This window comes from Streptomyces albus subsp. chlorinus, from assembly GCF_013302895.1.
GTDB classification, from domain to species: domain Bacteria; phylum Actinomycetota; class Actinomycetes; order Streptomycetales; family Streptomycetaceae; genus Streptomyces; species Streptomyces chlorinus.
Map to the genome: position 1 here is coordinate 477,357 of NZ_VJOK01000001.1, position 23,450 is coordinate 500,806.

Consider the following 23,450-nt stretch of genomic DNA (forward strand, 5'->3'; position numbering starts at 1 on the left):
GGCGCGCGGCGGCCCGGTCACGGCCGGGGGTCGGTGCGGTGCCAGCGGGGGCGGGCGTCGGCGCCCCGGCGGCCCGCGACCGACGCGCAGCGGGGGCAGACCCGCTGTACGCGGTCCGCGGCTCCGCCGGAGTCGGGGAAGATGTCCGGCCACCCGATGTGGGGGAACCGCACCAGCTGGGAGCGGCTGAGTGAGAGGCCGCAGACGGTCTGGTTGAGGCCCTGTTCCCAGGCGTGCACCTCGCCCGCGGGCAGACGGCGGCCGTCCTCCTCGTCCACCCACCTGCCGGATGCCGCGACCGCGTAGCGCTTCGATGCTGCCATGTGTGCTCGCGCCTCCTCGCGTTCCCGTGTCCCCGTGTCCCCGCGTTCCCGTGTCCCCGCGTTCCCGCGTTTCCGCGTTCCCGCATCCGGCGCGGTGGCCGGAGGGCCGGCGGTGGTCGCCGGCCCTCCGCGTCGAGCCGTGGGCGCGGCCCGTCGGTGCGGCCCGTGGGCCGGCCCCTCAGCGGGTGACGACGTGCCTCTCGTCGGGGACGCAGTGGGTCATGGTGAGACCGGTGACGTCCCTCGGGGGGTTGTCGCCGAGGTTGGCGAGCCGCTCACGGTCCTCGTCGGTCAGGCTCTGGCCGGCCAGCGGTTCGAGGTGGGCGACGTCCCGCGGGCCGATGCCGAGCCCCTCCCCGACCCGCAGGCCGAGGTCGTTCTCGACCAGCAGGAAGTGCCACACCATCCGCTCCTGGACGGCACGGTCGGCCTGGGAGATGAGGGTGACGAAGTTCTTCACCAGGTCGTCGCGCTCCCAGTCCTCCATGAGGCGGTAGCGCTGGCCCGCCTGGAGGTAGTCGTTGGTGCGCGGGATGCGTTTGCGGGTCACCCGCCCCCGGATCTCCGGCCCCTCGTCGTCGGAGGTCGGGTACTGGGCCTCGTGCAGTCCCCCGGTGATCGACGGCTCGTAGTTGACCTCCGGGTCGCCGCCGTGCGGGTCCTGCTCGTAGGTCATCAGACCGTCGCGCTGGTTGGTGTGCACCGTGGCGTTCTTGGCGCGGTTGACCGGGAGCTGGAGGTAGTTCGGACCCACCCGGTAGCGCTGGGTGTCGCTGTAGGAGAAGGTCCGCCCGACGAGCATCTTGTCGTCGGAGAAGTCCAGGCCGTCGACCAGAACACCGGTGCCGAAGGCGACCTGCTCGTTCTCGGCGAAGTAGTTGCCGACCGTGCGGTCCAGGACCAGGCGGCCCACCCGCTTGGGCGGGAAGTCCTGCTCCGGCCACGTCTTCGTGTCGTCCAGCGGGTCGAAGTCCAGTTCGGGATGCTCGTGGTCGTCCATCATCTGGACGAGCAGTTCCCACTCGGGGTGGTCGCCGCGCCGGATCGCCTCGTACAGGTCCTTCGTCGCATGCCCCAGGTCCTGCGCCTGGACGGCCGCCGCGTCCTCCTCGGTCATGCTGCGTACCCCCTGCCTGGGCATCCAGTGGTACTTGACCAGGACGGTCTTCCCCTCGCTGTTCACCCACTTGTAGGTGTTCACACCGAAGCCCTGCATGTGCCGGTAGTCGGCGGGGATGCCACGCGGGCTGAAGAGGTTGACGAGCATGTGCATCGACTCGGGGGTCTGCGACATGAAGTCGAAGATCCGGGCCGGCTTCTGCTCGTGCGAGACCGGGTCGGGCTTGAGGGCGTGGATGACGTCGGGGAACTTGATGGCGTCCCGGATGAAGAAGACGCCCAGGTTGTTGCCGACCAGATCCCAGTTGCCGTCCTCGGTGTAGAACTTCACGGCGAACCCGCGCGGGTCGCGGGCCGCCTCGGAGGAGTCCCGGCCGCCGATGACGGTGGAGAACCGTACGGCCACATCGGTGCGCTTGCCCCGCTCCTGGAACAGCTTCGCCCGGGTGTAGCGGCCGATGGGCTCGTTGCCCCACTGTCCGTAGCTCTCGAAGTAGCCGTAGGCGGTGACGCCGCGGGCGTGGACGACCCGCTCGGGGATGCGCTCCCGGTCGAAGTGGCTGATCTTCTCCAGGAACTGGTAGTTCTCCAGCGTGGCCGGTCCGCGCGCGCCGACGGTCCGCTGGTTCTGGTTGTCGTAGACCTTGTGTCCCTGCCGGTTGGTGAGCACCGGGCGGTCGTCGCCGGGTGTGGGGCCCTGGCTTGCTACGTCTGTCACTGCTCTCGGTTTCCTTCGCCACTCGAAGGCGCTCGGTCCGCGCCGGGGGTTGGACTCGGATGAACACGAGTACCCGTTCGGACGGCATTGGCGCGGACACTCACCTCTTCAGTGCAATCGCTCCGGCACCGGGGTGGGTGGCGCCGCCGATACCGGACCGTTGTGATCGGGAGGGGGCCGCGGGGCAACCTCCGGGCCCGCGGCGGGGTCACCTGGATACCCGAACCGGTCGGGTGTCTTGCCGGAAGGACCACCATCGTGACCCACCAGCTGCGCAGGACCGCCGTCACGGCGGCCGCTTTCTCCCTCGCCGCCACGGCGGTCCTGGCGGGGTGCTCGTCCGACGACTCCTCCGAGAAGGACGGTCCCCCCGGGAAGCGTGACGGCAGGAGCACCTCCCAGGCCGCTCCCCCGTCGCAGGCCCCGCTCGGCAGGGCGGCGCTGAAGAAGGCGCTCTTGCGCGAGGGGGACGTCAAGGGGGTCGATGTCGAGCCCCTGCCGGGGGACGAGGCGGAGGCGAAGCTCGCGCTGGCGGCGGGCGGCGCGAGACCGGCGGTGTGCTCGCCGCTGGTGCACATGGCCGCGCACACCTCGGTCCCCGCGCCGAAGTCCCGCGGGGCCGTCACGACCAGCCGGGAGGACGGCCTGGTCACGTCCGTGGGGCTGATGGGCCACGAGGCGGCGGACGCGGCGAGGATCGTCGCGGCCCTCCGGACCGCCGTGGAGAAGTGCGGTGACGGCTTCAAGGACGAGGTGGGTTCCTACCGGGGCCTCGCCGCGCTGCCGGACCCCGCGCAGGGCGACGAGGGGGTGTCCTACCGGCTGAAGAGCACGATGGACGGCGAGACCGTGCCCCTGACCTTCACCGTGATCCGCTCCGGCGGCACGCTCGCCGTTTTCTTCGGCACCAATCTCGTCGAGCCGGACAGGACGAAGCCGGCACCCGAGGTGGTCCGCGCCCAGCTCGCCAAGCTGCCCGGCTGAGGCACCCCCGCCGGAGTGCCCCCGTGCGGCCTCAGTCACCGGCGGACGGCCTCAGTCACCGGCGGTCCCCTCGCCGGGATCCTTGCGCCGTACCAGGCCGACCACATGGGCGGCCAGTGTGTCCAGGACGGCGGCGGCGTCCTGCCCGTCGCCGAGGACGAGGTAGTTGAGGGTGAGGCCGTCGATCGCGGACGCCAGGTAGCGCACCAGGGTCTCGGCGGGGACGAGGAGTTCGAGGCCGAGGTCCGTGCACAGGCGGTCGAGGAGTTCCCGGCTGGCAGCGGCGTACTGCTCGTACTGGCGCCTGGCCAGGTAGCCGAAACCGGGCCGGCGCAAGGCGTACTGGGTCAGTTCGTAGGTCAGCATGTGCTCGTCCGGGTGGGCGAGCACATGCGCCCAGTAGGTGTGCAGGGCGGTGCGGACGTTCTCGCGTACGCCGGCCGCCGGGTGGATGCGCGCGGCGACCGGTGTCGCGGAGTGCGCGGTGATGGTCTCCATGACGTTCTCGATCAGTTCCTGCTTCGAGGCGAAGCAGTAGTGGAAGACGCTGAGCGAGACGCCCGCCTCGGTGCAGATGGAGCGGGTGGTGGCCTTCCCGGCACCGTCGCGGGTCATCACCCGGATCGCCGCCTCGACCAGTTGTCTGCGCCGTTCCGACGACGGCAGCCGTTCCATGGGGTGCTCCTCGGGTGCGGGCCGCCCCGGCCGTCACCGATGGGCGGTGAAGACCCGGTGAAGGCGAGGGGGAGAGTACGGGCGGCGGGCGCCGGGCAGGTCCCGCACGCCGGGATGCTCACGGTTTCGCGGGTCGACGCCCGACGCCTACGGCGGCGGACGCGGACACAGGCAGCGGTCCGAGGTTGCGTCAGGACAGCTTTCAGGTCAAGCGTCCAGGACGATTGACCTGTTCATGCCGTGGCGGCAAGCTGTGCCGGTCAGGACCCGGGAGGCCGGTTTCCGCGGCGAGCCCGTCGAGCAGCGACCGCCTGAAGGAGCGCCAGATGCGACAACGATGGACCGGCCTCGTCACGTCAGCCTGTCTGGTGGTGACCGCGGCGCCCTCACTCGCGCTCGCCGCCCCCGCCGCCCCCGCCGCGCGGGAGCGTCCCGCCGCCGCGTCCGGGCAGGCGGCCGGCTCGTCCGGCGAGGTGACCGACCACTGCCGGGGCCAGTGCCACGACGTCCTGCCGCCCGGCGAGAACGGCTCGGCCACCGCGGCGCAGATCATCCTCAACAAGATCACCGGCGCCAAGCCCAAGCACAGCGACGACCAGTTGGGCAAGTACGCCGATCTGGTGGACAACTACGCGGGGCTGACCAACGGCAAGCTCAGCACCTTCTTCAACGACGCCTCCTTCGGTGTGCCCGAGGGCCAGGCGGAGAGCAGGAAGAACCCGGGCGGCCGCGCGGACGTCACCATCACCCGGGACAGGTCCGGGATCCCGCACATCAAGGGCACGACCCGCTTCGGCACCGAGTACGGCGCCGGGTACGCGGCAGGCCAGGACCGGCTGTGGATGATGGATGTGTTCCGGCACATAGGGCGGGGCGAGCTGACCTCCTTCGCGGGCGGCGCGGAGGGCAACCGCCAGCTGGAGCAGCAGTTCTACCTGGGCGGCGCCTACAAGGAGAGCGAGCTGCGGGCGCAGGTGGACCGGGTGAGGGACTCCGGGCCGCGCGGACAGCAGGCGTACGAGGACGTCACCGCCTATCTGAAGGGCCTCAACCGCTACATCGACGATGCGAAGAAGGGGCTGTACTTCCCCGGCGAGTACGACCTGACGGGGAACGCCGACATCCTCACCGGCGAGGGGATCGAGCCGTTCAAGGCCACTGACCTGGTGGCCATCGGCACGGTCATCAGCGCCCTGTTCGGCTCCGGCGGCGGCGACCAGGTGGCCGCCGCACTGGTCAAGCAGGCCGCCGAGCGCAAGTACGGCAAGGAGGAGGGCGAGAAGGTCTACCGGGCGTTCCGGATGCAGAACGACCCGGAGGCCGATCTCACGCTCCACGACGGCCAGCGGTTCGACTACGCGGCGAGCCCCGGGAATCCGCGCGGGGTGGCCCTGCCCGACCCGGGCTCGGTGAGCGAGCAGCAGGTGGTGTACGACCCGACAGGGTCGGCCGCTCGGGGGAAGGCGGCGAAGCGGGCGGCCGGCACGGGCGAAAAGGGCTCCGGCACCGGGGCCGCGGCCGAGTCCGCGCGGGACCGGTCGGCCACCTCCGGCGCCAACCTGAGGCACCGGCCGGAACTGGCGAAGGCCAAGGGCGCGCTGTCCGGCGGCGTGCTGCCCAAGGACCTGTTCGCGCGCAAGCACGGCATGTCGAACGCACTGGTGGTGTCCGGCAAGCACACCGACACCGGCAACCCGGTGGCCGTCTTCGGCCCGCAGACCGGCTACTTCGCGCCGCAGCTGCTCATGCTCCAGGAGATCCAGGGGCCCGGGCTGAGCGCACGCGGCGCCGCCTTCGCCGGGCTCAACATGTATGTGCAGCTGGGCCGGGGACAGGACTACGCCTGGAGCGCCACCTCGGCGAACCAGAACATGACCGACACCTACGCCGTGGACCTGTGCAACACCGACGGCAGCCCGGCGACGAAGGACTCCACCGCGTACGTGTTCCACGGCAGGTGCACGCCCATGGAGAAGCTGGTCCGCGAGAACGCCTGGCGGCCCACCCTCGCCGACGGCACCAGGGCGGGCTCGTACAAGCTGGTCGCGCACCGCACCAAGTACGGGGTGGTCCGCTACCGGGCCACGATCGACGGCAAGCCCGTCGCCTACACCGCGCTGCGCTCCACGTACCACCACGAGGTCGACACGCTGATCGGCTTCCAGATGTTCAACGACCCGGACGCGGTCACCGGCCCGGAGAGCTTCCAGAAGGCGGCCTCCCGGATCGGCTACACCTTCAACTGGTTCTACGCCGACGCACGGCACACGGCCTACTACAACTCCGGCCTCAACCCGACCCGCCGCCCGGACGTCGACCCCAACCTGCCGATCCGGGCGAACGAGGGGACCGAGTGGCAAGGCTGGGACCCGGAGACCAACACCGTCCCCAACACGCCGTTCGCCGCGCACCCCCACGACATCGGCCAGGACTACTACGAGTCCTGGAACAACAAGATAGCCAAGGGGTACACGGTGGCCGGCTTCGGGAACGGGCCCGTCTACCGCAGCAACCTGCTCGACGAGAGGATCAAGTCCCTGATCAGCGACGGCAAGAAGGTCTCCCGCGCCTCACTGACCCGGGCCATGGAGGACGCCGCGGTCACCGACCTGCGCGGCGAGGCCGTACTGCCCCTGCTGCTGAAGGTCATCGGCACGGAGAAGGTCACCGACCCCGGCCAGAAGGAGGCCGTCGACAGCCTGCGCAGCTGGCTGGACGACGGCGCGAAGCGCAAGCAGACCGGTCCGGGCAGCAGGACCTACGCCCATGCCGACGCGATCCGCCTCATGGACGCCTGGTGGCCGCTGCTGGTCGAGGACGAGTTCCGCCCGAACCTCGGAACGGACCTGTACGACGCCCTCACCCGCGCGCTCCAGATCGACGAGACGCCCTCCACCCCCGGCGACGGGGTGGGCCACAAGGGGTCGGCCTTCCAGCAGGGATGGTGGTCGTACGTGCACAAGGACCTGCGCAACGTGCTCGGCGAGAAGGTGCCGGGCGCCGCGCCCCGGAAGTTCTGCGGGGCGGGCGATGTCGCGCAGTGCCGCCGCACCCTGCTGAGCACGCTCGCCGAGGCGGCGCGGACCCCGGCCGCGAAGACCTACCCGGGCGACGACGTGTGCGAGGCCGGCGACCAGTGGTGCGCCGACGCCGTCCAGCAGCGCCCCCTCGGCGGCATCACCCACGCTCTGACCAGCTGGCAGAACCGGCCGACCTACCAGCAGGTGGTGCAGTTCCCCTCCCACCGGTGAGATGACGCGGTTCCCCTCCCACCGGTGGGGTGGCGACGGGAGGACCCGCCGCGAGCGCGGCGGCGAGGGGGTACCGGCCCGTCCGGTACCCCCTCGGCCCTGTGCCGCCGCCGGTCACCGGCAGGGCCGCCCTCCCGGTGGCCGGTACGGGTGCACCTTACGGAGAGGCCGGGGCGGCCGGGGGGTGCCGGCCGGAGCGACCGGCCGGGCCCGGTGGCCGGTCACGAGACGAGCCGGAGGACCGCGGTACCGTCCGGCCCGGATGCCACCTGGAGCACGACCGCGCCGTCCACCTTCTCGGGCGGCTCCTCGCCCGCCGCGCCGCACGAACTGCTGCTGCCGCCGCTGCGGAAGACGGCGACACAGCCGCTGCCCTCACCGCCGGCCTCGCCGCTGGTCCTGCTGCTGCCCGACGTCACCTTGTAGGCGACCTTGTTCCTGCCGACCTCGCTCAGGGACAGCTTCGCGGAGCGGCCCGCGATCTCGAAGCGGACGGTCACCGGTTCGGACACCGCGATCTCGCAGTTCCCGTCGGAACACGCCCGCGGGTCGCTCCCGTCGGCGGCCGTCACCGAGGGAGAGGGGCGGGGCGAGGAGGACGACGCTCTCTTGGCCGGGTGGGGGGCCGAGGAGTCGCCGTCGCCGGTTCCGGCGTCCGAGCCGCCGCATCCCGCGACGGCCATCGCGCAGAGAGCGGCCACCGCGCAGAGGGCAGCCGGCACGGTGCGGCCCGCCCCACCTCGGCGGTGTCCTGCCGTGGTCCCGCCGGGCATGGCGTTCATCCCCCTCGCGTCTCCTCGGAGCACTGTCGTGGCGCGTCGCGGCGCGCTCCGCGGCCAGCCTACTGGGCGGCCGCCGGTGCGGAACCCCTGCCGCGCAAGGGAACTCACCGCGTCGTCGGCGTCCCGCCTCTGCTGTGATTGCTTTGCTGCGGTGGGGAAACCCCGGTGCGTGAGGCGCTCGAGGAGCGGGCAGCGAGTGACGTGCGGGAGGTGCGCGTGTGCGGACGGTGACATCGAGGGCGGTCCGTGCGCGTGGCAGCCGCGCCGGTGAGTGACGGGAGTCGTCCATGGACGCGAGCCAGCCCATGCCGGTCTTCACCACGCTGGACGCGCTCACCCGGCTGGTCACCCGCCGCAGCCATCTGTACGTGCGCTGGTCACGGGGCCCCGCCGTCGATCTGGAGCGGTCCTCCAGCATGGACGACCTGACGGGTGCCGCGATGCCGGGGCTGTCCGCCAGCCCGCTCGACGTCGAGGAGTGGTGGGAGGACCGCCCCGTCCACGTGTGGGTGGCGCGCCGGCTCTACGACTACTCCCACCTCCCCCGGGTCAAGGACCCGCGCGCCCGCCCGTGGGTGCTGGCCGGACAGGAGCGGGGACGCGGCCCCGACAACGAGCCGCTGGTCCGGCACGTGGAACCGCTCGGCTGGATCGGGCCCCAGGTGCTCACCCAGGCAACCGCCGTCATCACTCGCCAGCCGGGCCGCTGGGGTCCTCTGCACCGGGGCGAGAACACGCCCTGAGGCGTACCCGTCCGGGCACGGCCCCGGGGAGACCGGCCCGGAGCGGCAGGCGCTGCCGTGCGACGCGGCCGGGCCGGCACTGCTGGCGGTGCTGGACTCGCCGCGCCCGGCGGAACGGCCGGCCTTCGTGCTGCGCGGTCTGTCCGGCCGGCCCTTCGACGGGATCGCCCGGGTCACCGGCCGCACGCCCGTCGCCACCCACAAGCGCGCCAGCCGGGCCCGCCTCCGCGTCCGGAGCACCGCACCCGCACCCGACCCGGATCCGGTCGCCCAACACCGTGCGGTGGACGCCTTCCTGACGGCCGCGCGCGGAGGCGACCTCGAGGGCCTGCGGCCGTCCTCGGCCCCGGCATCGTGCTGCGGGCCGACGGCGGCAGGCTGCTGCCCGGCGGCATGAAGGTGCTCCGCGGCACCGAGTGGACCGTGGACACGACGTGTAACCACCGCTGGACGCCCGCGAGTTCGCCGGGCGCCGCACCCGAGTGGGCCGCTCCCGAGCCGCCGGGCCGCCCAGGCGGCACGGACCAGCCGCGATCGCGGGGTTTCGCCCGCGCCGCGGCGTGCGATCCGGGAAGTCCCGGGCGTACGGGGGCACTTGCATGCGATTGCCCAGGGTAGCGACTCATCGCTTACAGTAGTGGCAAGGAGAGTGGACGGAGGGCGCGGTGCGACGATGGATGGTTCTGGTCGTGCTGTTGTCCGGCGTGTTCCTGGCGAACCTCGATGTGTTCATCGTGGTCGTGGCCATGCCCGAGATCCGCCGGAGCCTCGGCGCCGGCGAGGGCCAGCAGCAACTCGTCCTCGCGGGCTACCAGTTGGTGTACGGGCTGGGGCTGATCGCGGGCGGACGGCTGGGCGACCACACCGGCACGCTGCGCACCTTCCGTACCGGCATGGTGCTGTTCACCGCCTCCTCGGTGGGCTGCGCGCTCTCCCCGTCCGCCGGGCTGCTGGTGGCGTTCCGGCTGGCCCAGGGGCTGGGCACGGCGCTGCTGGTGCCGCAGGTGTACCGGTCGGCCCAGACGCTGTTCACCGGCGCGGGCAGGCGCAGGGCCCTGGCACTGACCGGCGGCGTGATGGGGCTCGGCGCCGTGTGCGGGCAGCTGTTCGGCGGATGGCTGCTGACCGCCGATCCGGCGGGCCTGGGCTGGCGTTCGGTCTTCCTGGTGAACGTACCGGTGGGAGTGGCGGCGCTGGCCGCGCTGCCGTGGGCCGCCGGCACCTCAGGCTCCGCCTCCCACACCCCGGCCGGAGCGCCGGGCCCCGCCCGGGAAACGGACGCGCCGGGCCCCGCCCGGGACGCGGCGGACACCCCGCGTGCCCGTGGCGCCTCGCGCACCCGCGCCCGGCTGGACCTGCCCGGGACGGGTCTGGCCGCGCTCGCTCTCGGACTGCTCATCGGCCCTGTGCTGCTCGGCGGCCACTCCGGTCCGGGGCCGTGGTCCCTTCCCCTGCTCGCCGCCTCGGTCCCGGTCGCGCTGCGCTTCCTCAGGTACGAACGTGCGGTGCACGCGCGCGGGGGCGATCCGCTGCTGCCCCCGGCCCTGCTGCGCTGCCCCGGGTTCGGCCGGGGGCTCGCCGTGGTGGCCGTGGTCAACGGCGGCCTCGGCGCCTTCATCCTCACCCTCGGTCTGCTGCTCCGACAGGGGCTGGGCTGGTCACCCCTGATGACCGGCGTGGGGATGGTGCCGACGGCCGCCGCGTTCGCGCTCGCCTCCCTCCTGGTGCCCAGAGTCCGGCGGGTGCCCCAGCCGTGGCTGCTGTGCGGTGCGGCCGGGCTCGCCGCCACCGGGTATCTCGGCTGCGCGGTGAGCGCCGCGGGCCTCGGGGCGGGGACGCTGATGTGCTCGCTGGGGGTGGCCGGCGCGGGACTGGGGCTGTTCGTCGGGCCGGTGCTGACGGCCACGCTGCGCCACGTGCCGGAGGACATCGCCGGTGCCGCCTCGGGAGTGGTCGCCACGGTGCAGCAGCTCGGCGCGGCGCTGGGCGTCTGCGCTCTCGGTGCCGTCTTCTTCGCGCTCCTGGACTCGGGCAGCGGTTTCTCCACCGCGTTCGCGGCGACCGCCGCGGCGATCGCCGTCACCACCGCCGCCGGTGGTCTGTGGGCACGGGGCATCCGGCCCGCCGCACGCACGCCGGACACCACCGCCGCCCTCCCCCGCGCCGCCAGACCCTGACGCCGCGTCGCCGCCCTGTGCGGCGGACGTCGTCGCGGCCCGCCCGACGCCGGGCCGCCGCCCGCGGACGGCCGGTATCCGGTCCGCTCCGCGATTCCCTGTCACCCGACAACGGAGGCACCTCTTGCCCCCCGCCACGCAGTCCCCCGCACCGCCCCGCTCCCCCGTCGCGGAGGAGCGACTGACCCGCGTCTTCCCGCTGGTACGCCGGTACGTCGCCGGACTCCTCGACGCGTACCTCCCCGGACAGGCGCATCTGCGGGAGCCGCTCGGCCGGCTCGTCGCGGAGGGCAGGGCCTCGCCGCATGAGCTGTCCCTGCCGCTGCTGGTGCACGCCTCCATGACCGGCGACCCGGCCCCGGCCGTTCCGGTCGCCGCCGTGCACGCGCTGTGGTGGCGCGCCGCCAACGCCTTCGACGACCTCGCCGACGACCACGGCCGGCCCCGCCTGTACGGGATGCCCGGCGGCGTCGTGCTGACGGCGGCGCTGGAGTGCGGTTACGCGCTGCCGCTGCGGGCGCTGGCCGCCATGGAGGCTCCCGGCCCCGTCCGCGAGGACCTGACCAGGACGTATCTGGACGGTTGGACCACCGCCAGCAACGGCCAGCTCGGAGACCTGCTCACCCGGCCCGACAGCTCCGGCCCGCGCGACGTGCTGGCCGTCTACCGGGACAAGAGCGGGGCGATCTACGCGATGGCCTGCGCCATGGCCGCACGGCTCGCCATCGGCACCGGACACCCCAGCCGGGGGGCCGCCGAACGGATCGCCGGCTGGCGGCGCTTCGGCCAGACCCTCGGCCTGCTGGCGCAGTTCCGCAACGACGAGGACGACCTGCACGGGGGCCCTGGCGAGGACCTGCGCAACCAGACGCCCACCTATCTGCTGGTCCACCTGCTGAGCACCCTGACCGGCCGGCGCCGGGAGCGGGCCCTGGCCCTGCTGCGCCAGGCGCCGGTCTCTCAGGCCAGCCGTGCGGAACTGCGGTCGATGATGACCGAGCCGACCGTGCTGCGTGCGTACCACGCGCGCCTGGCCGGCCTGCGCGACGAGGCGTACGAGCTGCTCGGCACCCTCGCTCCCGACTGCCCCTTCGGAACCGCGCTCGGCTCCCGCGTCCACGCGGAGACGCACTTCCTGCCCCCAGGGCCCGACGACCGGCGGCCGTGACCCGCGTCCGGACGGTGGGCGGGGCCGGTGCCGGTTCGGGAAAGAGGGGGCCGCGGGGTCGCCGTCGTCAGGAAGGGTGTCCGGCCAGCGCCGCGTCGACGGCGGCCTCCGCGTGCAGCCGGGCGGTGGGGAAGACCGGGACCGGGCTGTGCTCCGGGCCGATGAGGAGTTCGATCTCGGTACAGCCCAGGATCACCCCTTCGGCTCCCTGGGCGACGAGCTCCCCGATGACCCGCTGGTAGGCGGCGCGTGAGTCCTCGCGCACGATGCCCGCGCACAGCTCTTCGTAGATCACCTTGTGCACGAGGGCGCGTCCCTCCGCGCCGGGGACTCGCACATCGAGGCCGGCCGCCTCCAGGCGGCCGCGGTAGAAGTCCTGTTCCATCGTGAACGCGGTCCCCAGCAGTCCGATACGGCGCAGCCCGGCGGCGCGCACCGCTTGGGCGGTGGTGTCGGCCAGGTGCAGCAGGGGAACCGAGACGGCGGCCTCGATGTGCGCGGCGACCTTGTGCATGGTGTTGGTGCACAAGAGCACCATGTCGACGCCCGCGCTCTGCAGCGACCGGGCGGCGGCGGCCAGCAGTTCGCCGGCCTCCTCCCAGCGCCCCTGGACCTGTAGCCGCTCGACCTCCGCGAAATCGACGGAGTACAGCACGCACGGGGCCGAGTGCAGTCCGCCGAGCCGGGACCGGGTCAGCTCGTTGAGCATCCGGTAGTACTCCGCCGTCGATTCCCAGCTCATCCCGCCGATCAGCCCGATCGTCCTCATGGCCCCTCTTCCGCCCGCCTCGTGCGTGCGCTGTTCCGCGCCGCTTCCTGGTGGCAAGAGCGTGCGACAGAACCGACCTCAAAGCAATTCAAGATTTTCTGGGCTTATCCATAAGTGAACCTGATGGCGTTCCCGGTCAGGCGTGCCGCAGCTGGTCGCGCAGTTCGCGGGCGACCTGGCCCATCAGCGCCTCGGCTCCCGGCTGGCTGGCGGCGGGAACGAGGGACTCGGTGAGGGCCGCGACGGCGAAGACGTCCCCGTCCTCGTGTTCCACGACCCCGACCTCGTGGCGCAGGTTCACCAGTGTTCCCGTCTTCGACGCCCAGGTGGCCGTGTCGGAGCTGAAGTCGGGTGCCAGCCGCTGGCGCATGACATTGTCGGCCATGAGGGACCGTATCCGCGCGGCCACCTCGGAGGGGACGGCCGAGGGTGTCCAGAGGGCCTCCAGCAGATCGGTGAAGGCGCGGGCGGTACCGGTGTTGGTGCGCGAGACGTCCAGCTGCGGCAGACGGTGGCCGTGGCCGCTGGTGCCGGCGGCGATGGCGAGGGAGTGCGCCAGGTGCGCGGCCTCGGGCGGGAGGTCTTCGAGGGGGGCGTCGGTCAGTTCGCCCAGGGCGTGGCGGACCGTGATGCCCCGCAGGCCCAGCTTCCGCGGCAGCGCGTCCACGTCGGCGGGCGGCGTGAGGCCGAACAGGGCGTTCGCGGCGACGTTGTCGCTGAGCGAGGTGCTCAGGTAGAGCAGGTCGTCGAGGGCGACCCGGGCGGGGTGCCGGAAGCGGGTCAGCCCGGTGGGGCCGGGCCTGGTCTCGCGGCCCGGTTGCACCTCCAGCGTCTGCGCCCCGTCGAGTTCGCCGCGCCGGACGCGGTCGAGCGTGGCGAGTGCGAGGGGGATCTTGACGAGGGAGGCCACGGGCAGCTCGGTGTCCGGGTCGATGCCCAGCTCTTCGCCGGAGCGCAGGTCACGCACCAGGAAGGAGCCGCGCAGTCCTCCCTCCCGCAGGGTCCGGCGCAGCTCGCGCAGCAGGCGGTCGGCGGTCACGTCTTCCTCTCTCCCCTCACCGGCACGCCGTCTTCCCCGGCATCCCCGTCCTCCCCGGCATCCCCGGCCGCACCGGCCGCACCGGCCGCGCCCAGGCACTCCGCGAGAGCCCCGCCCAGGCGGGTTCCGAGACGTTCGGCGTCGCCTTCCTCGACGGCCAGCAGGCCGAAGGTCCGCTCCAGCCGCAGCTCCCCCACCGGGCGCCAGTGCAGGCCGAACTCCCGGGCCTGGAGCGGCGTGCACAGCAGCAGGTCCTCCGAGGTGAACACCTCGGAGGCTGCCTGGGCGAGGCTCGTCGCCACCGCCAGCTGTGCGGGGCGCAGCCCGACGGCGTCGCGCACCCGCACGACCCGGTCCCTGACGTGCGGGACGTCGTCCTCGGGCTGGAGCCAGACGCGGCGGGGCGGGCCCTGGTCGGTGCGCCGGGGGCGCAGTGTCTCCAGGTAGACGCGCCGGGCCCGCGGCGGTGCGACCCCGGCGAGCCCGAGCGGCACGGACCAGCGCGCCTGGTCGGGCGGCACGGTGACGACCGCGGCCCGCACCTGCTGGGAGCGGACGAGGTGCGGACGGGCAGCGGGGGCGGCGGTACGCACCTCCAGGGCGATGCCCTGGGCGCGGGCCGCGGCCACGAGGCGGGCGAGGCCGGGCGCGGGGCAGGTTTCGGGGAGGGCCAGCCGGACGGGCCTGCGGCGGGCGGTCTCCGCCTCGTGCTCCAGTTCCTCCGCGGCCGTCATCAGCTGCCGGGCGGCGGGCAGCAGCTCGCGGCCGAAGGGTGTCAGCCGCGCCTGGCGGGAGCTGCGCTCGAACAGCCGCTCGCCCAGGTGCCGCTCCAGGGCGGCGACGCGGCGGCTCGCCACCGACTGCGACATGTGCGCGGCGGCGGCACCGAGCGTGAAACTGCCGCGTTCGCTCACGTACACGAACGCGCGGCAGGCACCCACAAGATCCACGCTGTCACTCTACGGGCCCGGTGGACCGGTGCTGATCGCGCATGGGAGCCGGTGGACCGGTCGCGCATGGGTGCCGGTGGACCGGACGTGTCCGGCATGGCGGGCTGGCGGGCGACGTGCCGGGGCTGCCGGACCGGTGGGGCCGGACCGGGGCCGGGTTTCTCCCGCGCGGCCGGCGGGCGCATAGGCTCGACGGATGGCAAAGTACTTCGACGTCCACCCCGAGAACCCGCAACCGCGCACCATCCGTACCGTGGCCGACAGTGTGCGGGCGGACGCGCTCATCGCGTACCCGACCGACTCGTGCTTCGCTCTGGGATGCCGGCTGGGCAGTCACGACGGCGTGGCCCGCATCCGGTCCATCCGCAACCTGGACGAGCGGCACCACTTCACCCTGGTGTGCCAGAACTTCGCCCAGCTCGGCCAGTTCGTGCACGTGGACAACGACGTGTTCCGCGCGGTCAAGGCGGCGACGCCCGGCCGCTACACCTTCATCCTCCCGGCGACGAAGGAAGTGCCGCGCAAACTGCTGCACCCCAAGAAGAAGACGGTCGGGGTCCGCATTCCGGATCATGTCGTCACCCAGGCGCTGCTGGCCGAACTGGGCGAACCGCTGCTGTCCAGCACGCTGCTGCTGCCGGACGAGGAGGATCCGCTGACGCAGGGCTGGGAGATCAAGGAACGGCTCGACCACGTGGTGGACGCCGTCGTCGACTCGGGCGACTGCGGCACCGAGCCGACCACGGTGGTGGACTTCTCCGGTGACGAGCCCGAGATCGTGCGGCGGGGAGCGGGTGACGTGACGCGGTTCCTGTGACCGGGACCGGGGTCTGTTCCGGGACCGGGGCGGGGCGTGTTCCGGTGCCAGGGGCTGAGGCGCCCCGGAGGACCGTCGGCCCGGCGGGGCCGCCGCCCGCCGGGGTCCGGCTCCCCCGCCTCCGCGCGGTGCGGGGGAGCCGGCGGCGTCCGGGGCCGGCGGCCGGCTACCGGTCGCAGGTGAGGGTGCCGTCGGCGGCGCCCTCGATCAGCTTCCTGTGGGCCGCCCTCAGCCGGTCCACGTCGGGCTTCACCACCTCGCGGTCGTAGGTGAGCAGGCCGTTCAGTTCGCCCTCCAGGTCGGTGATCTGGGTGTAGACGGCCCCGCTGCTGCCGTCACATGCGGCGTACCGTTCCACCTCGCCCAGCTTGGCGAGGTACTCGTCGGTGTACCTGTCCTTCTCCACCCCGACGTAGGTGTGCCGTACCGGCCAGGCGTGCCCCGGCACGGCGAGCCCGAGGCCGCCGTACTCGCCGCTGACCAGCGCCCGCTTCCCGTCCGCCCGGGGCAGTTGCGCGCTGGGGTAGCCGTGCGCGTCGGACACGTCGCCGTTGCCGCCGTCCACGGCGCCGCAGCAGTTGTGGCCGCTCATGTTGTTGACGAGGCGGGTCGGGTCGAGGCCCTTGGCATAGTCCGCGATCCGTGCCTGGTCGTACTGGCCCCAGCCCTCGTTGAAGGTGACCCACATGACCACCGACGGGTGGCTGTCGTGCTGCCGGATCATCTGCTTCATCTCGTGCTCGTACTGCGCCCGCGCCGCGCTGTCGGGCCTGCGGTCGGACCGCATGGAGGGCATGTCCTGCCACACGAGCAGGCCGAGCCTGTCCGCGTGGTAGAACCAGCGGTCGGGCTCCACCTTGATGTGCTTGCGCACGGAGTTGAAGCCCATCCGCTTGTGCTCCTTCAGATCGAAGGCGAGGGCCTCGTCCGTGGGGGCCGTGTAGAGGCCGTCGGGCCAGAAGCCCTGGTCGAGGGTGGCCATGGAGAAGACCGGCTTCCCGTTGAGCACGATGCGCCGCTTGCCGTCGACCGTCTCCACGCCGACCTGCCGCATGCCGAAGTAGCTCTCGACGGTGTCGGCCGAGCGCCCCTGGCCGACCCGCAGCTCGACGGTGTAGAGGTGCGGGTCGTCGGGTGACCACAGGTGCGGGTCGGGTACGGGCACGTCGAACGGCTCGCTGCCGTGGCCCGTGGCCCGTCCGACCTTCTTGCGGCCGTCGCGGACCACGGCGGTGACGGGCACCCCGTCGCGGACGCCGCGGGCCGTGACCGCGACCTTCTCGCCCGAGATGTCGGGGGTGGTCTTCACCTCCGTGGTGTGGTCGGCGGCCACCGGTTCCATCCACACCGTCTGCCAGATCCCGGACGAGGGGGTGTACCAGATGCCCTCCGGGCTCAGCCGCTGCTTGCCGACGGGTGGATTGGGGCCGTCCGCCGCGTCGGTCGGGTCCCAGACGCCGACGACCAGCTCCTGGCGGCCACCGGCCCTCAGCGCGTCGGTCACATCGACGGTGAAGCGGTCGTAGCCGCCCTTGTGGGTCGCGACGCGTCTCCCGTTGACGTAGACCGTGGCCTGCCAGTCGACGGCGTCGAAGTTGAGGTGCAGCCGCTTGCCCGCGGCGCGGGAGCCGACCTTCCAGTCCCGGGGCACGGTGAACGTCCGCTTGTACCACATGCGTTCCTCGTGCCGCTCCACACCGGAGAGCCGGGACTCGACCGGGTAGGGCACCAGGATCTTCTCCTCGAGCCGCTTGCGGGTGCCGACCGGCGGCTGCTCGCCCCGCTCGGCACCGGCGAACTGCCAGGTGCCGTTCAGGTTCCGCCACCTCTCGCGCTTCAGCTGGGGCCGCGGGTACGCGGGCAGGGCGTTGCCGGGGCCGACCTGCCTGGCCCAGCGTGTCGTGAGCTGGTGCTCGGAGCGGTTGTCGCCGCTGGTCCAGAAGCCGCCGACCGCCGTGCCGTCGGCGCCGGTCAGCCCGCCTTCGCCGTCGTAGCGGATCTCGGCGGTGCCGCCCCGGCCGACGACGGGTTCGGTGAGCGGGACGAGCAGCGCGTACGGGTCCTCCGCGGCGCGCCGGGGCGTGCCCAGCGGCCACTCGGCGCCGCCGATGACCGCCTGGAGGTGGTCGCGCAGTCCGGCGGGCGGTGCGTCGAGCGGCCGCGGGAAGCGGAGCTGGAGGGTGCGGCCGGAGGCGAGGACGTGGGCCTCGGCCGGCCCGTCGTACGCGAAACCGTCGGGCAGGGTGAGGGCGGAGCGGGGCACGGCGGTCTTCTGCCCGCCGGGCGGCGTCCAGCGCACGTGGAGGTTGGAGCCGCCCACCTCCTCGAAGTACTCGACCTTCACGTCATAGGCGGTGCCGGCCGTCAGGTCGACGGGCGCCGAGTGCTGTTCCCGGTCCCAGTCGGCGACCCAGTGGTCGATGACGAGCTTGCCGCCGACCCACAGGCGGAAGCCGTTGTCACCGATGATGTGGAAGGTGTGTTCCCCGCTCTTGTCGGGGGTGAGCTTGCCGGTCCAGCGGACGCTGACGTGGTCGGACCGGCCGGCGCGTTCCCCCAGCCGGGGTTCCAGATCGTCGAAGTCGAGCCCGGGGTCGAAGGCGGTGGCCTTCAGGGTGCCGAAGTCGTAGGCGCCGGGGGCCGACTGCGTCCAGTACTCGCCCTTGAGGCCGTGCACCGCGGGCGGGTCCGGCTGGGCGGCGGCGGCCGGGGGCGAGGAGCCGAGTGCGGCGGCGAGCAGGGCGAGGAGGGCGAAAGCGGCGGTGAGCGCCGCCGGCCAGGGGTGTGCGCGTCTCACGGGGGCCTCCGGATGAGGTCTGCTGTGTGTGGATGCGACTCCGCCCGGGACCGGCCGTCGGGCCGGTGCCGGGGCTCGGGTGCGGGCCGTTCTCCGGATCCAGGGGCAGGACCGGTCGCGGTCCTGCCCCTGGTCCGGTCCTGGGCCCACGTGTTGGGCTCAGGTGTCCGGGCCCAGGTGTTCGGACCCAGGGGTTGGGTCCGGTGTTGGTCTGTGGGCGTCCGACGTTTTGTATAACGTTGGAAACAAGGGCAGTTGGCATGACAGCACGCGTCGTCGGAGCCTGTCCAGGGTGCGTGACGGACACAAGGACACAGGAAATGGGGCCCAGGTGAGGGTGAGTCTCAAGGACGTGGCGGAACACGCGGGTGTTTCGATCAAGACGGTCTCCAATGTGGTGAACAACTACCAGCACGTCACCCCGGCCACCCGGCAGAAGGTGCAGCGGGCCATCGACACACTGGGCTACCGGCCCAACCTGACCGCCCGTCACCTGCGCAAAGGCCGCACCGGCATCATCGCCCTGGCCGTCCCCGAACTGGGCAACCCCTACTTCGCGGAGCTGGCGGGCGCGGTCATCGACGCCGCCGCCGAGCACGACTACACCGTCCTGCTCGACCACACCCAGGGCCGCCGGGAGCGCGAACTGCTGGTCGCCCAGGGCTTCAGCACCCGGGTCATCGACGGGCTGATCCTCAACCCGCTCGAACTGGAGGCAGAGGACCTGGCGGCCCGTACCGACGACGCGCCGCTGGTGCTCATCGGCGAGCGGCGCTACGACCTGCCCTACGACCACATCGCGATCGACAACATCGCCGCGGCCCGTGCCGCCGTGCGTCATCTGCTCGACCTCGGCCGCCGCCGGATCGCCTTCCTCGGGGCCCGCCGCGACCGCCCCAGCCAGCCCGCCCATCTGCGGCTGCTGGGCTGGCAGGCGGAGCTGGCCGCCTCCGGGGTCGCCGCCGACGAGGCGCTGGTGGCGCGGGTGGAGGGCTGGGACCGGGCCGACGGCGCCGCCGCGATGGCCGCCCTGCTGGACGACGGGCAGCGCCCGGACGCGGTCTTCGCCTACAACGACCTGGTCGCCATCGGTGCCATGCGGGTGATGGCCGAGCGGGGGCTGCGGGTACCGGAGGACGTGGCGGTGGTCGGGTTCGACGATCTGACGGAGGGGCGGTACGGAATGGTGACCCTCACGACCGTCGCCCCCGACAAGCAGGCGATAGCCCGGCTGGCCGTCGAGTCGCTGGTCGGCCGGCTGTCGGGGGAGCTGGCCGCCCCGGGGCGGCCCCGGCAGCTCCAGCCGCACTTCACCCTGCTGGAGAGGGAGAGCACGCTGGGCCGCGCACCCCGGTGAGCCCCGGGGCCGCCCCGGGCCCACGCGGACATGTCCCGTACGGGCCCCGACCGCCCGTGCGGGACGCGGGGAGCGAGGCCCCACCGAACTTCGCGTATGCACGGGGCAGTTGACGTACCGAGTATTTACACGTGCCGTTCCAACGATGTAAAACCACCGGCATGAAGCCGCTCGCAAGACGCCTCACGGCGACGACAGCGCTCCTCACCACTCTCACCCTTTCCCTCGCCTGCGCCAAGTCCGAGGACGACGCCGACGGCACGAAACCGGAATCGGCGAACGCCCGGGAGAACAGCGGACAGGTGGCCGCCGAACCCGCCAAGGGCGCGAAAACCTGCACCCTCGCCCGGTACGGCGGAAAGAAACTGGATCTCGACGACGCGACGGTCGGCTTCTCCCAGTCGGAGAAGGAAGCCAATCCCTTCCGTATCGCGGAGACCGCCTCCCTCAAGGCCGAGGCGAAGAAACGGGGGGTGGAACTGCTGACGGCCAACGCGCAGTCGCAGTTCTCCAAGCAGATCAGCGATGTGCAGGACCTCATCGCCAAGGGCGCCGATCTGCTGGTCATCGCGCCGCTGAACTCCGACGGCTGGGAGCCGGTCCTCCAGCGGGCCGCCGACAAGAAGATTCCCATCGTCACCATCGACCGCAAGATCAACGCCAGGCCCTGCAAGGACTTCGTGAGCTTCATCGGCTCGGACTTCGTGGCCCAGGGGCGCCGCGCGGCGGACCAGGTGATCAAGGCGACGGGCGGCAAGGGCGAGGTCGCCATTCTGCTCGGCACGCCCGGCAACAACGTCACCACCGAACGCACCAAGGGTTTCCGGGAGCGGATCAAGAAGAAGGCGCCCGGTCTGCGGGTCGTCTTCCAGCAGACGGGTGAGTTCTCGCGGGAGAAGGGCCAGCAGGTCACCGAGCAGCTCATCCAGTCCGAGCCGGGAATCGACGCCGTCTACGCGGAGAACGACGAGATGGGCCTCGGCGCGGTCAACGCGCTCAAGGGCGCGGGGAAGAAACCCGGCGAGGTGAAGATCGTGACGGTGGACGGCACCCGCAACGCGGTGCGGGGCGTGGTCGACACGTGGATCCACGCCGTCATCGAGTCCAATCCACGCTTCGGACCGCTCGCCTTCCAGACCCTGGAGGACTTCACCCGGGGTGAGAAGGTCGGTCAGGACATCGTCATCAAGGACAGCGCCTACACTCCCGCCAACGCCGAGCGGGACCTGAACAAGGCCTACTGATGGAGGCCCTGTCCGTCCGCCGGCTGACCAAGCGCTTCCCCGGCGTGCTGGCCCTGGACGAGGTGGACTTCGCCGTCTCGCCCGGCGAGGTGCACGCGCTGGTCGGGGAGAACGGCGCGGGCAAGTCGACGCTGATCAAAGTGCTCACCGGGGTCCACCGCCCCGATGAGGGAGAGCTGCGCCGGGACGGCGAACCCGTCACCTTCGACACCCCGATGGCCGCCCAGCGGGCCGGGATCTCCACCATCTACCAGGAGGTCAACCTCGTCCCGCTGATGAGCGTGGCCCGCAACCTCTACCTCGGCCGGGAGCCGCGCGGCCGCCTGGGACTGATCGACTTCTCCCGGATGCACCGCGAGGCCGCCGAACTGCTGCGCGGTTACGGCGTCAGCGCGGATGTGCGCCGCCCGCTGGGCGAACTCGGCGTCGGGGCCCAGCAGATGGTGGCGCTGGCCCGCGCGGTCTCCGTGGCGGCCCGCGTGGTGATCATGGACGAGCCAACTTCCTCGCTGGAGCCCCGCGAGGTGGAGACGCTGTTCGGCGTCATCCGCGCTCTGCGGGAGGAGGGCGTGGCCGTCGTCTACGTCAGCCACCGGCTGGACGAGCTGTACGCCGTGTGCGACACGGTCACCGTGCTGCGCGACGGCCGCCGTGTGCACACCGGGCCGCTGCGGGAACTGGAGCGGCTGCGGCTGGTCTCGCTGATGCTGGGCCGGGAGGCCGGCGAGGTGCGGGCCGAGGGCACCACCAGGTTCGGCGGGGAGCACGCGGCCACCGCGCGCGAGCCGGTGCTGCGCGCCGAGGAGCTGACCGTCCCCCACCAGCTGCGCCGGGTCTCCTTCCAGGTGCGGCCGGGTGAAGTGGTGGGGCTCGGCGGGCTGTTGGGCTCGGGCCGCAGCGAGACCGTCAAGGCGGTCTCCGGCGCCCTCCCCCTCGGTTCCGGCCGGGTACTGGTGGCCGGTGCCCCGCTGCGCACCGGATCGCCGCCGGCCGCCATCCGGGCGGGCGTCTCCCTGCTGCCCGAGGACCGCAAGACCGAGGGCATCGTTCCCGGCCTGTCGGTACGCGAGAACATCGCGCTCGCGATCCTCCCCCGGCTCTCCCGGGCCGGGCTGGTCTCCGAGGCGCGCATCGACGCGCTCGTGGACACCTTCATCGAACGCCTGCGCATCAAGGCGTCCTCGCCCCGGCAGAAGGCGGGCGAACTGTCGGGCGGCAACCAGCAGAAGGTGCTGCTCGCGCGGTGGCTGGCCACCGCGCCGAAGGTACTGCTGCTGGACGAGCCCACCCGCGGCATCGACGTCGGCGCCAAGGCCGAGGTGCAGAAACTCGTCGACGAACTCGCCCGCGACGGCCTCGGCGTGGTGCTGATCTCCTCCGACCTGGAGGAACTGGTGGCGGGCTCCGACCGGGTGGTGGTCCTGCGGGACGGCGCCGTGGTCGGCGAGCTGTCCGGGACCGAGGTGACCGAGGACCGGCTGATGGAGACCATCGCCGCGGCGGCGGAGCACGACGGCCCCCGCCCCGGCATCCCGCCGAACGAGGAGGCGCCGCATGGCTGAGGCAGCGGTCCACCGCGGGGCAGGGGCCGACCGGACGGCCCCCACCGCCTGGCTGCGGTCCTACGGCGTCTACGCGGGCCTCGCGGTGCTGCTCGTCTTCAACGTCGCCTTCACCGAGCACTTCCTGTCCGCAGAGAACTTCCGCACCCAGGCCGTACAGGTCGCGCCGACGCTGATCGTCGCGCTCGGCATGGCGCTGGCCATCGGTTCGGAGGGCATCGACCTGTCGGTCGGCTCGGTGATGGCGCTCTCGACCTCACTGGTCGCGCTCTACCTGGGCTACGGGCCGGTGACGGCGCTGCTGGCCGCGGTGGCCGGCGGGGTGCTGGTGGGGCTCGTCAACGGCTCGCTGATCGCCGTCGTCGGGGTGCAGCCCATCGTGGCGACGCTGGCGCTGATGGTCGGTGGCCGGGGGCTCGCCCTGGTGCTGGTGCCGCAGCTGGAGGACGTCCGCAACCCCGCGCTGCGCTCGCTCGGTTCCGGAGACCTGCTCGGGATCCCCTACCCGGCGCTGATCGCGCTGGCCCTGGTGGTGCTGGTCGCCTTCACCGTGCGGCGCACCACTTTCGGGCGCCAGCTCCTCGCGATCGGTGACAGCCGCCCGGCGGCCCGGCTCGCGGGGCTGCCGGTGCGGCGCGTGCTGCTCTGCGTGTACGCCGTCTCCGGCGCGCTGGCCGCGCTCGCCGGGTACCTGGCCACCGCCCGGCTGCAGGCCAGCGACCCGACCTCGCTGGGGACCCTGATGGAGCTGTCCGCGATCACGGCGGTGGTCGTGGGCGGTACGCCGCTCAGCGGCGGAAAGGTGCGGATCAGTGGAACGGTCGCGGGCGCCGTCCTGATCCAGCTGCTGACGGCCACGCTCGTCAAACACGATCTGCCGCCCTCCTGGACGCAGATCGCCCAGGCCGTCGTCATCGTGCTCGCGGTCTGCGCGGCACGCGGGAGGGGGAAGCAGTGAGCGCGACGCGTACGACC

General features: G+C 72.6%; 18 protein-coding genes. 10 read left to right on the forward strand and 8 right to left on the reverse strand.

Annotation, left to right across the window (positions count from 1 at the left end):
• Positions 1-17 precede the first annotated feature (17 nt).
• Positions 18-323: a hypothetical protein gene (locus tag FM076_RS02220; RefSeq protein WP_173868261.1), complete on the reverse strand. Its 306-nt coding sequence runs from the start codon at positions 321-323 to the stop codon at positions 18-20.
• 178 nt (positions 324-501) lie between these two features.
• Complete coding sequence (locus FM076_RS02225; RefSeq protein ID WP_173868262.1) at positions 502-2,160, reverse strand: catalase; 1,659 nt, start codon at positions 2,158-2,160, stop codon at positions 502-504.
• Between the two features lie 258 nt (positions 2,161-2,418).
• Between FM076_RS02225 and FM076_RS02230 the strand changes: the two genes are divergently transcribed.
• A complete protein-coding gene (locus FM076_RS02230) occupies positions 2,419-3,144 on the forward strand; it encodes a hypothetical protein (protein ID WP_173868263.1) in 726 nt (241 codons plus the stop codon).
• 51 nt (positions 3,145-3,195) lie between these two features.
• Here FM076_RS02230 and FM076_RS02235 read toward each other — a convergent pair whose 3' ends face one another.
• Positions 3,196-3,819, reverse strand: a complete 624-nt coding sequence (locus FM076_RS02235) for a TetR/AcrR family transcriptional regulator (protein ID WP_173868264.1) — start codon at positions 3,817-3,819, stop codon at positions 3,196-3,198.
• 326 nt (positions 3,820-4,145) lie between these two features.
• Here FM076_RS02235 and FM076_RS02240 point away from each other — a divergent pair, with 326 nt between their 5' ends.
• Positions 4,146-7,070: a penicillin acylase family protein gene (locus FM076_RS02240; RefSeq protein ID WP_173868265.1), complete on the forward strand. Its 2,925-nt coding sequence runs from the start codon at positions 4,146-4,148 to the stop codon at positions 7,068-7,070.
• 221 nt (positions 7,071-7,291) lie between these two features.
• On the opposite strand, the gene FM076_RS02245 is transcribed toward FM076_RS02240, so the two are convergent.
• The gene (locus FM076_RS02245; protein WP_173868266.1) at positions 7,292-7,852 is read right to left on the reverse strand and encodes a hypothetical protein; all 561 of its coding nucleotides are present in this window, start codon (positions 7,850-7,852) and stop codon (positions 7,292-7,294) included.
• Positions 7,853-8,139: 287 nt separating this feature from the next.
• Here FM076_RS02245 and FM076_RS02250 point away from each other — a divergent pair, with 287 nt between their 5' ends.
• The 3 genes from FM076_RS02250 (at position 8,140) to FM076_RS02260 (ending at position 11,940) form a co-directional block, all read left to right on the forward strand.
• Positions 8,140-8,595 carry a DUF6098 family protein gene (locus tag FM076_RS02250; protein WP_173868267.1) on the forward strand — a complete coding sequence of 152 codons (456 nt, stop codon included), beginning with the start codon at positions 8,140-8,142 and terminating at the stop codon, positions 8,593-8,595.
• Between the two features lie 665 nt (positions 8,596-9,260).
• Positions 9,261-10,772 carry an MFS transporter gene (locus FM076_RS02255; protein WP_173868268.1) on the forward strand — a complete coding sequence of 504 codons (1,512 nt, stop codon included), beginning with the start codon at positions 9,261-9,263 and terminating at the stop codon, positions 10,770-10,772.
• A gap of 124 nt (positions 10,773-10,896) precedes the next feature.
• Positions 10,897-11,940: a polyprenyl synthetase family protein gene (locus tag FM076_RS02260; RefSeq protein ID WP_173868269.1), complete on the forward strand. Its 1,044-nt coding sequence runs from the start codon at positions 10,897-10,899 to the stop codon at positions 11,938-11,940.
• 67 nt (positions 11,941-12,007) lie between these two features.
• Here the strand turns inward: FM076_RS02260 and FM076_RS02265 are convergent, their stop codons facing one another.
• The 3 genes from FM076_RS02265 to FM076_RS02275 form a co-directional block, all read right to left on the reverse strand.
• Complete coding sequence (locus FM076_RS02265; protein ID WP_173868270.1) at positions 12,008-12,709, reverse strand: aspartate/glutamate racemase family protein; 702 nt, start codon at positions 12,707-12,709, stop codon at positions 12,008-12,010.
• Positions 12,710-12,845: 136 nt separating this feature from the next.
• Positions 12,846-13,748, reverse strand: coding sequence for a serine hydrolase (locus tag FM076_RS02270; protein WP_173868271.1), 903 nt, complete (start codon positions 13,746-13,748; stop codon positions 12,846-12,848).
• Complete coding sequence (locus FM076_RS02275) at positions 13,745-14,698, reverse strand: LysR family transcriptional regulator (RefSeq protein ID WP_173868272.1); 954 nt, start codon at positions 14,696-14,698, stop codon at positions 13,745-13,747. Before FM076_RS02275 ends, FM076_RS02270 begins: the two co-directional genes overlap by 4 nt.
• 196 nt (positions 14,699-14,894) lie before the next feature.
• Here FM076_RS02275 and FM076_RS02280 point away from each other — a divergent pair, with 196 nt between their 5' ends.
• Positions 14,895-15,515 carry an L-threonylcarbamoyladenylate synthase gene (locus tag FM076_RS02280; RefSeq protein ID WP_173868273.1) on the forward strand — a complete coding sequence of 207 codons (621 nt, stop codon included), beginning with the start codon at positions 14,895-14,897 and terminating at the stop codon, positions 15,513-15,515.
• A 166-nt stretch (positions 15,516-15,681) separates the two neighbouring features.
• On the opposite strand, the gene FM076_RS02285 is transcribed toward FM076_RS02280, so the two are convergent.
• Positions 15,682-18,312 (reverse strand): PA14 domain-containing protein, encoded by a 2,631-nt coding sequence (locus FM076_RS02285; protein WP_173868274.1) that lies wholly within the window; start codon positions 18,310-18,312, stop codon positions 15,682-15,684.
• A gap of 331 nt (positions 18,313-18,643) precedes the next feature.
• Between FM076_RS02285 and FM076_RS02290 the strand changes: the two genes are divergently transcribed.
• From FM076_RS02290 to FM076_RS02305, 4 genes are all read left to right on the forward strand, one after another.
• A complete protein-coding gene (locus tag FM076_RS02290; RefSeq protein WP_173868275.1) occupies positions 18,644-19,669 on the forward strand; it encodes a substrate-binding domain-containing protein in 1,026 nt (341 codons plus the stop codon).
• 161 nt (positions 19,670-19,830) lie between these two features.
• Complete coding sequence (locus tag FM076_RS02295) at positions 19,831-20,913, forward strand: ABC transporter substrate-binding protein (protein WP_173868276.1); 1,083 nt, start codon at positions 19,831-19,833, stop codon at positions 20,911-20,913.
• Positions 20,913-22,475 carry a sugar ABC transporter ATP-binding protein gene (locus tag FM076_RS02300; RefSeq protein ID WP_173868277.1) on the forward strand — a complete coding sequence of 521 codons (1,563 nt, stop codon included), beginning with the start codon at positions 20,913-20,915 and terminating at the stop codon, positions 22,473-22,475. The genes FM076_RS02295 and FM076_RS02300 overlap by 1 nt, the downstream gene beginning before the upstream one ends.
• Complete coding sequence (locus FM076_RS02305; RefSeq protein WP_173868278.1) at positions 22,468-23,433, forward strand: ABC transporter permease; 966 nt, start codon at positions 22,468-22,470, stop codon at positions 23,431-23,433. Before FM076_RS02300 ends, FM076_RS02305 begins: the two co-directional genes overlap by 8 nt.
• Positions 23,434-23,450: the final 17 nt, after the last annotated feature.

Coding starts and splice junctions, on each gene's coding strand:
- FM076_RS02220 (WP_173868261.1), bottom strand. CDS start 323: ATGGCAGCATCGAAGCGCTACGCGGTCGCGGCATCCGGCAGGTGGGTG.
- FM076_RS02235 (WP_173868264.1), bottom strand. CDS start 3,819: ATGGAACGGCTGCCGTCGTCGGAACGGCGCAGACAACTGGTCGAGGCG.
- FM076_RS02240 (WP_173868265.1), top strand. CDS start 4,146: ATGCGACAACGATGGACCGGCCTCGTCACGTCAGCCTGTCTGGTGGTG.
- FM076_RS02245 (WP_173868266.1), bottom strand. CDS start 7,852: ATGAACGCCATGCCCGGCGGGACCACGGCAGGACACCGCCGAGGTGGG.
- FM076_RS02250 (WP_173868267.1), top strand. CDS start 8,140: ATGGACGCGAGCCAGCCCATGCCGGTCTTCACCACGCTGGACGCGCTC.
- FM076_RS02265 (WP_173868270.1), bottom strand. CDS start 12,709: ATGAGGACGATCGGGCTGATCGGCGGGATGAGCTGGGAATCGACGGCG.
- FM076_RS02280 (WP_173868273.1), top strand. CDS start 14,895: ATGGCAAAGTACTTCGACGTCCACCCCGAGAACCCGCAACCGCGCACC.
- FM076_RS02295 (WP_173868276.1), top strand. CDS start 19,831: ATGAAGCCGCTCGCAAGACGCCTCACGGCGACGACAGCGCTCCTCACC.
- FM076_RS02300 (WP_173868277.1), top strand. CDS start 20,913: ATGGAGGCCCTGTCCGTCCGCCGGCTGACCAAGCGCTTCCCCGGCGTG.
- FM076_RS02305 (WP_173868278.1), top strand. CDS start 22,468: ATGGCTGAGGCAGCGGTCCACCGCGGGGCAGGGGCCGACCGGACGGCC.